The organism is Bradyrhizobium sp. HKCCYLRH3061 (assembly GCF_051168015.1).
In the GTDB taxonomy this organism is placed as follows: Bacteria; Pseudomonadota; Alphaproteobacteria; order Rhizobiales; family Xanthobacteraceae; genus Bradyrhizobium.
On the sequence record NZ_JBNPUE010000024.1, the window covers coordinates 44,963 to 54,528 of the forward strand.

At 67.4% G+C, this 9,566-nt stretch carries 11 protein-coding genes and 1 riboswitch; of the genes, 7 read left to right on the forward strand and 4 right to left on the reverse strand.

All coding sequences use genetic code 11. The annotated features are described in order from the left end of the window. The first annotated feature begins 59 nt into the window (after positions 1–59). Genes cobT through cobS form a run of 3 tightly spaced genes read left to right on the forward strand, consistent with a single transcriptional unit; the run spans position 60 to position 2,424 of the window. On the forward strand, positions 60–1,115 hold the full coding sequence (cobT, locus tag ACQR2C_RS29460; RefSeq protein WP_434882683.1) for a nicotinate-nucleotide--dimethylbenzimidazole phosphoribosyltransferase: 1,056 nt from the start codon (positions 60–62) through the stop codon (positions 1,113–1,115). Further along, positions 1,115–1,708 (forward strand): histidine phosphatase family protein, encoded by a 594-nt coding sequence (locus ACQR2C_RS29465; RefSeq protein ID WP_434882684.1) that lies wholly within the window; start codon positions 1,115–1,117, stop codon positions 1,706–1,708. The genes cobT and ACQR2C_RS29465 overlap by 1 nt, the downstream gene beginning before the upstream one ends. Continuing rightward, a complete protein-coding gene (cobS, locus tag ACQR2C_RS29470) occupies positions 1,705–2,424 on the forward strand; it encodes an adenosylcobinamide-GDP ribazoletransferase (protein ID WP_434882685.1) in 720 nt (239 codons plus the stop codon). Before ACQR2C_RS29465 ends, cobS begins: the two co-directional genes overlap by 4 nt. On the opposite strand, the gene cobD is transcribed toward cobS, so the two are convergent. After that, positions 2,421–3,473 (reverse strand): threonine-phosphate decarboxylase CobD, encoded by a 1,053-nt coding sequence (gene cobD, locus ACQR2C_RS29475; protein ID WP_434882686.1) that lies wholly within the window; start codon positions 3,471–3,473, stop codon positions 2,421–2,423. The two genes, cobS and cobD, sit on opposite strands and share 4 nt — an antisense overlap. A 37-nt stretch (positions 3,474–3,510) precedes the next feature. Here cobD and cbiB point away from each other — a divergent pair, with 37 nt between their 5' ends. Next, on the forward strand, positions 3,511–4,482 hold the full coding sequence (cbiB, locus tag ACQR2C_RS29480) for an adenosylcobinamide-phosphate synthase CbiB (RefSeq protein WP_434882687.1): 972 nt from the start codon (positions 3,511–3,513) through the stop codon (positions 4,480–4,482). Here the strand turns inward: cbiB and ACQR2C_RS29485 are convergent. Genes ACQR2C_RS29485 through cobU form a run of 3 tightly spaced genes read right to left on the reverse strand, consistent with a single transcriptional unit; the run spans position 4,469 to position 7,128 of the window. Beyond that, positions 4,469–5,962 carry a cobyric acid synthase gene (locus ACQR2C_RS29485; RefSeq protein ID WP_434882688.1) on the reverse strand — a complete coding sequence of 498 codons (1,494 nt, stop codon included), beginning with the start codon at positions 5,960–5,962 and terminating at the stop codon, positions 4,469–4,471. The two genes, cbiB and ACQR2C_RS29485, sit on opposite strands and share 14 nt — an antisense overlap. Before the next feature lie 4 nt (positions 5,963–5,966). Then, positions 5,967–6,575: a cob(I)yrinic acid a,c-diamide adenosyltransferase gene (cobO, locus tag ACQR2C_RS29490; protein WP_434882689.1), complete on the reverse strand. Its 609-nt coding sequence runs from the start codon at positions 6,573–6,575 to the stop codon at positions 5,967–5,969. A 16-nt stretch (positions 6,576–6,591) separates the two neighbouring features. Next, positions 6,592–7,128 carry a bifunctional adenosylcobinamide kinase/adenosylcobinamide-phosphate guanylyltransferase gene (cobU, locus tag ACQR2C_RS29495; protein WP_434882690.1) on the reverse strand — a complete coding sequence of 179 codons (537 nt, stop codon included), beginning with the start codon at positions 7,126–7,128 and terminating at the stop codon, positions 6,592–6,594. A 33-nt stretch (positions 7,129–7,161) separates the two neighbouring features. After that, positions 7,162–7,354: riboswitch (cobalamin riboswitch) on the forward strand. A gap of 119 nt (positions 7,355–7,473) precedes the next feature. Here cobU and ACQR2C_RS29500 point away from each other — a divergent pair. Genes ACQR2C_RS29500 through cobW form a run of 3 tightly spaced genes read left to right on the forward strand, consistent with a single transcriptional unit; the run spans position 7,474 to position 9,563 of the window. Continuing rightward, the gene (locus tag ACQR2C_RS29500; protein ID WP_316182768.1) at positions 7,474–8,106 is read left to right on the forward strand and encodes a HupE/UreJ family protein; all 633 of its coding nucleotides are present in this window, start codon (positions 7,474–7,476) and stop codon (positions 8,104–8,106) included. A 3-nt stretch (positions 8,107–8,109) separates the two neighbouring features. Next, positions 8,110–8,505 carry a DUF1636 domain-containing protein gene (locus ACQR2C_RS29505; RefSeq protein ID WP_315805170.1) on the forward strand — a complete coding sequence of 132 codons (396 nt, stop codon included), beginning with the start codon at positions 8,110–8,112 and terminating at the stop codon, positions 8,503–8,505. Positions 8,506–8,525: 20 nt separating this feature from the next. Continuing rightward, positions 8,526–9,563 (forward strand): cobalamin biosynthesis protein CobW, encoded by a 1,038-nt coding sequence (gene cobW, locus ACQR2C_RS29510; RefSeq protein WP_434882691.1) that lies wholly within the window; start codon positions 8,526–8,528, stop codon positions 9,561–9,563. Positions 9,564–9,566 lie beyond the last annotated feature (3 nt).

Consider the following 9,566-nt stretch of genomic DNA (forward strand, 5'->3'; position numbering starts at 1 on the left):
TCTCGGCCGTCTCGCGGTGGCAATCGTCCCGAACCCGAGTGACGCTGAAAGGATCCGCGGTGCTTCCTGAATGGATCAGCCTTGATTGTGCGGCCCCGTCCGAACTCCATCGGCAGGCGGCGCTGGAACGCCAGGCGCAGTTGACCAAGCCGTTTGGCGCCCTTGGGCGATTGGAGCAGGTGGCGGTCGAACTGGCGGCGCTGCAGGCCCTGGAACGGCCGGGGGCCGACAGGGTCCCGGTGGTGCTGTTCGCAGGGGATCACGGCATCGCGGCGCAGGGCGTGTCGGCCTATCCGCCGGAAGTGACGGTGCAGATGCTGCACAACTTCGCGGCCGGTGGTGCGGCGATCTCGGTGCTGGCGCGCAGCCTGGGCTGCCCGCTTGAGGTGGTCGACGTCGGGACGCTGGCGCATGAGCCGGTGCCCGGCGTCGTCGTCGACAAGCCACGGCGCGGCACCCGCGATTTCAGCACCGAGGCGGCGCTGACGCCGGAGGAGGTTGCGTTCGCGGTGGAAGCCGGACGGCGCGCGGTGCTGCGGCAGGCCGATCACGCGCCGCAACTCGTGATCTTCGGCGAGATGGGGATCGGCAACACGACGTCGGCGGCAGCGATCGCCGCAGCGCTGCTGTCCTGTGCGCCTGCGGACACCGTCGGCAGCGGCACCGGGCTCGACGCCGACGGGCGGGCCAGGAAGGCCGCGGTGATCGCCGACGCATTGCGGCAACACGGGCTCACGGCGGGAGCGGCCGTCGCGGACGTCCTGAAAGCGGTCGGCGGCTTCGAGATCATTGCGATGGCCGGCGCGATCGTCGCCGCCGCGCAGCGGCGCTGGCCGGTGCTGGTCGACGGCTTCATCGTCTCGGTCGCAGCGCTGGTTGCCGTCCGCCTCAATCCTTCCTGCCGTCCGTGGCTGCTGTTCTCGCACCGCTCGGCCGAACGCGGCCACGCCATCGTGCTCGACGCGCTCGGCGCGCGTCCTCTGATCGACCTCGATCTGCGGCTCGGCGAGGCCTCCGGCGCCGCCACCGCGCTGCCGATCATCCGGCTGGCTTGTGCGCTTCACGGGGGCATGGCGACCTTCGCGGAGGCCGCTGTATCAGGAGCCAAGCCCTGATGCGGATCGATCTGCTGCGGCACGGGACGACGGGGCGGGACGGCCATCTCGACGGCCGTACCGACCCGCCGCTCAGCGACCTCGGCTGGGATCAATTCCGGCGGCAGACGCAGAGCCGGATCTGGCGCAGCGTTGTCAGCTCGCCGTTGGCGCGCGCACGTGCGGCGGCGGAGGACTATGCGCGACAGGCCGGCTGCGCGCTGGACATCGATGCGGACTGGAGCGAGCTCGATTTCGGGCACTGGGACGGGCGAAGCCGCCGTGACCTCGCCGCCGAGCCCGGGGGGAAAGGTTTGCTCGACGCCTTTCATGCTGATCCCACAGTCCGGGCACCGGGTGGTGAGAGCTGGGTCGATCTGCGAGCGCGTGTCACGCGCGCGACTGATCACATTCTGGCAAAGTCCGAGCCTGCGCCGGTTCTGGTGGTGACGCATGGCGGCGCCGTGCGTGCCGCGCTGTCGCATCTGCTCGGCTGGCCGCTGCGCCAGCTATGGAGCCTGCGTATCTGTCCCGGCACGCGGATCACACTCGAAGCCGGGCAGGGCGATGATGGTGTAGCTTGGGGCGAAATCGTCGAGATCATTCAGCCATGACGCTTCGTGAATTCTGGATTGCATTGCAGTTCCTGACGCGGCTGCCGACCCCACGCGTCGCGGAGTCGCGACCGGACGATCTTGCGCGGGCGTCGGTCTGGTTTCCGGCCGCGGGACTGGTGATTGGCGCCTGTCTGGCGCTGATCGCCCGCCTTTTTCATGAGGCCGATCCGTGGATCGTCGCGCTGGCCGTGCTGGTCGCCTGGATCTGGATCACCGGCGCGCTGCATCTCGATGGGCTCGGCGACGTCGCTGATGCGTTCGGCGCCGCGCATGGCAAGCCTGAACGCTTCATCGCCGTGCTCGGCGATCCCCATGCCGGCAGCTTCGCCGTCGTCGCGATCAGCTTGCAGATCGCCGCCAAGCTGGTGCTGACCGCCGAGCTGGCCACGGGCCCGACGGCCTGGGTGCTGCTGCTGATCCCGGCCTGGGCACGGCTGGGAACGCTGGTCTGCACCAAGACGCTACTGTCGTTGAAGCCGGGGCTCGGCGCGAGCGTCTCGAACAGCGTCGGTTGGAATGTCATTATCGCGTGGGGCGGCGTGCTCGTGATCGCCGCGCTGGCCGGCGCGGTCCCGACGCTGCTCGCCATCGTGCTCCTGCCGGCGGTCGCATTCTATTGGCAATGGCGGCTCGGCGGCATCACTGGTGATTGCCATGGCGCCAGCATCGAGGTCACGGAAACGCTGCTGCTTGCCGCCTGCGTGCTCGGCTAGAAGGCGCCGCCGAGCGCCTGCGCCAGCCGCTGCCACTCGGACTCATCGCCCGGCAGGCCGAAGCGCAGCCAGTTTGGCTGAGCCGGAAAACGCCGAACGTGGATGCCGTGCCGGGCGAGCCGCTCGGCCAATGCGGCAGCGTTCGCGTTCTCGACCAGCCTGAACAGGGGTGTTCCGCCAAGAGCCCTGGAACCGAGGCTGTGAATTTGGCAGCCGGACGCGGTCAGCATCGTATCGAGCCGTTGTCCGTCGGACACCAGCCTCACGCGTGCGTCCCGCAGCCATTGGTCGTCAGCCAGAGCAATCGAACCCATCGCAAGCGCAGGTCCAGACACGGCCCATGGACCCAGCGCACGGCGCAATTGATCGGCCAGGTCCTGGGAAGTTATGGCAAAGCCGAGCCTCAATCCTGCCAGGCCGTAAGCCTTTCCGAACGATCGCAACACCAGAGTGGCTGGTGGCAAGTTCGGAATCAGGCTCGCCTCCACGGGACAGAAATCAGCAAAAGCTTCGTCTACCACAAGCAGGCCGTTGCGACGCGCGAGCGTCACGCCGAGCAAGTGGAGCGTGGCGCGTGGCAGCAATCGTCCAGTGGGATTGTTCGGGTTGACCACAATGGCGACGTCTGCTTCGGCCAGCGCATCGACCTTGTCGACCAAACGCACTCGGTGACCGCAGCGGCGCCAGCAGAGCTCATGTTCTTCGTAGGTCGGCGCAAACACAGCGACCGAACTCGAAGCGCGCAGGCGCGGCAGAATCTGCAGCAGCGCTTGGGTGCCTGCGGCCGCAACAATCGATGCGGGTGTCTGCAGGCGGTACCGTGCAGCGGCAACGGACAGCAGCGCGTCCTCGTCGGGCTTGCTGGGCAACCGTGTCCAGCTCTCAGCCGGGACCGTCGGCACGGGGTAAGGGATCGGATTGATGCCGGTCGACAGATCGATCCACGGCAGCGGTGCGTCCGGGTAGAGACGGCTGACCGCAGCGAGATCGCCGCCGTGAAGGATCGCTTCCGGCTCATCCTTATGCGTGCTAGTCGCTCTGTCGTCCATCTCGTTCCTTTACATGCCTTTCCTTCAGCGGAGATCGATGTTCGTCTCTCTCGCGCTCACGGCGCTCCTCGTCGAGGCGGCGGTCAGCTATCCTCAACTGCTGGTGCAGCGGATCGGACATCCCGTGATGTGGATGGGCGCGCTGATAGCATGGGGGGACCGCCGCTGGAACAGGGCAGCAGACAGCTTTGCCGCACGACGCGCGCGCGGCATTGCGCTCGTGTGCCTGCTCGTCGTCGGGATGATGGCCACCGGCCTCATTGCAACATGGGTCGTGCAGGCGCTCGTCGGCGAGCCGGTTGCAACCATCATCCTTGGTGTGGCGGCAAGCAGCCTGCTGGCCCAGCGCAGTCTCGATACGCATGTCGCCGCGGTCGCAGAGGGGTTGGAGCAGCAGGGACTCGACGGCGGCCGCGGGGCGGTGGCGATGATCGTCGGCCGCGATCCCGAGCGGCTGGATGAAGCCGGCGTCGCGCGGGCCGCGGTCGAGAGCCTGGCTGAAAACTTCTCCGACGGTGTCGTGGCTCCGTTGTTCTGGCTCGTCATCGGCGGTCTTCCAGGCATCCTGATCTACAAGGCTCTCAACACCGCCGACAGCATGATCGGTCATCTCTCGGACCGTCACCGCGCGTTCGGCTGGGCGGCGGCGCGGCTCGATGATCTCGTCAACCTGCCGGCCTCGCGCCTGTCCGCGCTGTGGATCGCAGCCGCTGCGGTCTGCATCCCCAACGCTTCGGCTTCGGCCGCGGTGCGAGACGTTGCACGCGATGCATCGAAGCATCGTTCGCCCAATGCCGGCTGGCCGGAGGCGGCGATGGCCGGTGCACTCGGACTGCGCCTGGCCGGACCGCGCGTCTATCACGGTCATCTCGTCACCGATGCCTGGATGGGGGATGGGCGCGCCGATCTCGAGGCCTCCGACATCCGGCGCGCCTTGCGGCTGTATCGGCTGGCGTGTCTGGTTCAGGCGGCGGTCGTCGCAGGCCTCGTCCTGGTCAGGATCCTGTAGTCGCCACGGGGGGCGCGCGTTTGCTCGCCAATGCCAGGATACGATCAACGTCGACGTAGCGCTCGAGATGCACCGCGAGTGCATCCAACGTTGTGTCCACATCGATCTCATAAGAGAGGCCGCTGGTCGTCGCACCGAGGCCGCGCAGCCAATGGCTGCGCAGGCCATCGTCGGCGAACAGACTATGCACGTAGCAGCCGGCTACCAGGCCATCAGGCGCGATGGCGCCATCGCGACGACCGTCGGAGAAGGTCAGGAAGGGGCGCTGTGTCGCTGGTCCCTCGGTGCGGCCGATGTGCATCTCGTAGCCGCGGAACGGCAATTGACCGTCCATCAGCGTGCCCTGGACCTCGCGCAACGCCTTGTCATCCGTCAGGGTCGTTTCGACGTCGAGCAGCCCAAGTCCCGTGACGGAACCAGATGCCCCCTCGTGTCCGTCGGGATCGCTGATCATGCGTCCGAGCATCTGATAGCCGCCGCAGATGCCGAGCACGCGGCCGCCGCGGCGCAGATGCGCGATGAGATCGATGTCCCAGCCGGCGTCACGCAGGGCGCTGAGATCGGCGATCGTCGCCTTCGAGCCCGGCAGGATCACGATGGATGCGTCGCCAGGAATCGGCGTGCCCGGGCGCAGGAACTGCAGGTCGATTCCGTCCTCCAGCCGCAACGGATCGAACTCGTCGAAATTGGAGATGCGCGGATAGGCGAGGATGACGACCTTCGGCCTGCGTCCTTCCGATGATCCGCGTTCAGCCAGTCCGAGCGCATCCTCGGCGGGCAGGCGGCGCGCATCGGAAAAATGCGGAATGAGCCCGAGCGACGTCCAGCCTGTCCGCTGCGCGATCTCGTTGATGCCCGACGCGAATAACGCCGGATCGCCGCGGAACTTGTTGACGAGGAAACCCGCGATGCGTGCGGCATCCGCGGGCGCGAGCACCGCCTGGGTGCCGACCAGGCTCGCAATGACGCCGCCGCGGTCGATGTCGCCGATCAGCACCACCGGAATCTGCACCGCCTGGGCAAAGCCCATGTTGGCGATATCGCCGGCGCGCAGGTTGATCTCGGAGGCGGAGCCGGCGCCTTCGACCAGCACGATGTCGGCATCAGCAGCCAGATGGTGAAAGCTCTCGAGCACCGCCTTCATCAATTGCGGCTTCATCGCCTGATAGGCCGACGCCTTGGCGTTGCCGATGACGCGTCCCTGCACCACCACCTGCGACCCGATCTCGCTTTGCGGCTTCAGCAGCACCGGGTTCATGTGCACCGTCATCGGTTGCCGCGCCGCGCGCGCCTGCAGCGCCTGGGCGCGGCCGATCTCGCCGCCATCCGCGGTGACGGCGGCATTGTTCGACATGTTCTGCGGCTTGAACGGCGCTACTTTCAGGCCGCGCAATGTCAGCGCGCGCGCGAGTCCTGCGACGATCAGCGATTTGCCGACGTCGGAGCCGGTGCCCTGGAACATGATGGCGCGCGCGCTCATGAGCCTAGTACTCGATGCCTTCCTGCGCCTTCACACCGGCCGCGAAATGATGCTTCACGAGGTTCATCTCGGTCACGAGATCGGCGGCCTCGATCAGCTCCGGCTTGGCGTTGCGGCCGGTGACGACGACGTGCAGATCGGGACGGCGCCCTGCGAGCGTGGCGACGACGTCGGTGATATCAAGGTGATCGTAGCGCAGCGCGATGTTGAGCTCATCGAGGACGAGCAGCCGGATCGACGGAAAAGCCATCAGCTCCTTTGCCTTGGCCCAGGCGCGCTCGGCCGCGGCGACGTCGCGCGCGCGATCCTGGGTTTCCCACGTAAAACCTTCGCCGAGCGTGTGCCACGACACCTGGTCGCCGAACGTCTCGATCGCCTTGCGCTCGCCGGTCTCCCACGCGCCCTTGCCGAACTGCACGACGCCGATGCGAAAGCCGCGGCCGATCGCGCGCAGCATCAGGCCCCACGCCGCCGTCGATTTGCCCTTGCCCTTGCCGGTGTGAACGATGAGCAGGCCCTTCTCCACGGTCTTGGAGGCGACCTCGGCATCCTGCACCGCCTTGCGGTTCTCCATCTTCGCCTTGTGGCGGGAATCGTCGGCGCTTTCGGTCACGGGCATGTTCTCCTTGTCACTTCAAAGTCAGCGGCAGTCCTGCCGCCATCAGGATCACGCGATCGGCCACGGCCGCGACGTCCTGGTTCAATCGTCCCTGGGCGTCGCGAAAGGCGCGCGCCAGCGCATTGTCCGGCACGATGCCCAGCCCGACTTCGTTGGACACGGCCACGATGGGGCCATTCGCGCTCCTGAGCGCATCGATCAGCTCGGCACATCTGGCCGGTACGTCCATGTCGGCGAGCATCACATTGCTGAGCCAGAGCGTCAGGCAATCGATCAGCATCGGCGTGCCCGAATCTCCATGTGCCCGGATGAGGCCGGCAAGATCATGTGTCGTTTCCAGCGTCTGCCATCCCTCAATGCGGCGCGCCTTGTGCTGGGCGATCCGGTCGGTCATTTCGGCGTCGAACGCCTGCGCGGTCGCAACATAGGTCCAAGGCGGCGGGTAGGCGGTGACGAGGGTCTCGGCATGGCGACTCTTGCCCGAGCGCGCGCCGCCGAGCACCAGCGTCAGGCGCGGCAGGGCGGGATGCGGCGGGGCAGGGACCATGGGACGATTCCGATTGACGGGCTTTGGCGCGACCCGTATCTAACAGATGACGGTTCTCCGAAAGGAGAGATTTAGGGAACACGGTGCGGGTTCTTGACCCAAGGCCGTGGCTGCCCCCGCAACTGTAATCGGCGAGTGTGAGGCCAAGACACCACTGGGAAACCGGGAAGGTGGCCTGATGCAGCGACCCGAGAGCCAGGAGACCTGCCGTCGACATTGCTGTTGGCCGACCCGTCGCGCGGGGAGTCGCGATGCTGGTTCTGATCCCGCCGGGATGGGCGGGATGCCGTCGGATGCAGCGCATCGTCCGGTCCTCTGGGGAGCCGGCAAGCGACGGAGACGGCCATGAAGTTGACCCGTACCACGACCTTTGCAGCCGCGAGCCTGTTGCTGCTCGCCGCCGATCCCGCCTTCGCGCATCACATGATGGGCGGCAAGCTGCCGCAGACGTTTGCGCAGGGGATGCTGTCCGGCCTCGGCCATCCCATCATCGGAATCGACCATCTGGCGGCGATCGTGGGCGCAGGCATCGTTGCAGCTCTTCTGGGCCGCGGCTTCGCGCCGGTGCTCGCCTTCACCACCGCGATGATCGCGGGCGTCGGCCTGCATGTGGCCAAGGCCAACATCCCGGCTGCCGAGCTGCTGGTCGGCCTGACCACCGCCGTGGTTGGGCTGGTGGTGGTGATGCGTGGGCGTTTCGGCGTGTTGCCGGTTGCCGGCCTGTTCGCCGTGACCGGCCTCGTCCACGGATATGCGCTGGGTGAATCGATCGTCGGCGCCGAGAACTCTCCGCTTGGAGCCTATCTCGCTGGGCTGCTCGTGATCCAGACCGTCATCGCGGCCGGTGCGTTCCTCGGCACCAGGCTGCTGTCGGCGAAGGCCAAGGCGGCTGCGCCGCTGGCGCTGCGGCTCGCGGGCGCTGCCATCGTGCTGGTGGGCGGCGTTGCCGCCGCAACGGCCGCCGGCGTGATCGGCTGATTGATGATCGCATCGGAGACTGGAGAGACGACGCTGTTCGTCTGCGTCACCTGCCGCACGCAGGCGCCTGAAGCTGCGCCGCCGGACGAGCCGCGGGCCGGTGCCCGTTTGCTCGCAGCCATCGAGACGGTGCCGGCCGCGCAGCGCGCCGGCGTCACCGTTGTCGGTGTCGAGTGCCTGTCGAACTGCAATCGTGCGTGCACGGTTGCGGTGACAGCGCCGGGCAAATGGACCTATGTGCTCGGCGCGCTCGATCCGGATCTGCATGCGCGGGATGTGCTGGCATTCGCGCAGCTGCATCAGCGCCATGATGCGGGCCTGCCGGCCTGGCGCGAGCGCCCGGAATACATCCGCAAGAACACCGTCGCGCGCGTGCCTGCGCTGTCGGCGCCACGCTGAAACCGAGAGATCGCATCGCCATGACGAAGTCGTTCGCCAAGACGCCTTGCACCATCGTCACCGGTTTTCTCGGCGCCGGCAAGACGACGCTGGTGCGCAACTTGATCGAGACCGCGAACGGTCGCCGGCTCGCCATCATCGTCAATGAGTTCGGCGATGTCGGCATCGACGGCGACATCCTGAAGGGCTGCGGCGTGCCGGACTGTCCGGAGGATCGCATCGTCGAGCTGTCGAACGGCTGTCTGTGCTGCACCGTCGCCGACGATTTCGTGCCCGCGCTCATGAGCCTGCTGGACCAGAAGGAGCCGCCGGAGCATATCGTGATCGAGACCTCGGGGCTGGCGCTGCCGAAGCCGCTGGTGCAGGCCTTCAACTGGCCCGAGATCGCGACGCGTGTCACGGTCGACGGCGTCGTGGCGGTCGTCGACGGCCCGGCGGTGGTTGCGGGCCGCTTCGCCGACGATCCGGAAGCGCTCGCGGCGCAGCGCGCCACCGATGCCTCGCTCGATCACGACAACCCGCTGGAGGAGGTCTACGAGGACCAGTTGCTGTGCGCCGATCTCGTCGTGATGAACAAGAGCGATCTGATGAGCGAGGAGCAGCGCAAGGATGTCGCCGCCGAGATCGCCGCCAAGGTGCAGCGCGCGGTCAAGGTGATCGCGACCGAGCATGGCAGGCTGTCGGCGTCGGTGCTGCTCGGGCTCGGCGCCGCAGCGGAGGACGATCTCGCCGCCCGGCCGTCGCATCACGACAACGAGGCCGAGCATGATCACGACGATTTTGAGAGCTTCGTGCTCGACGTCCCGGCGCAGGCCTCGCCCGATGCGCTCGTCGACCGGATCGCGGCCGCCGTCGATGCGCATGATGTCTTGCGGGTGAAAGGGTTCGTGGAAGTTGCCGGCAAGCCGCTGCGCCTCCTGGTGCAGGCCGTGGGCAGCCGCATCCAGCATCAGTTCGAGCGCCCGTGGCGCTCGGGCGAATCGCGGCAGGGGCGGTTGGTGATCATCGGCGAGCGCGGCCTCGATGCCGCCGCCATCCAGAGCCTGATCACAGGGTAGGCG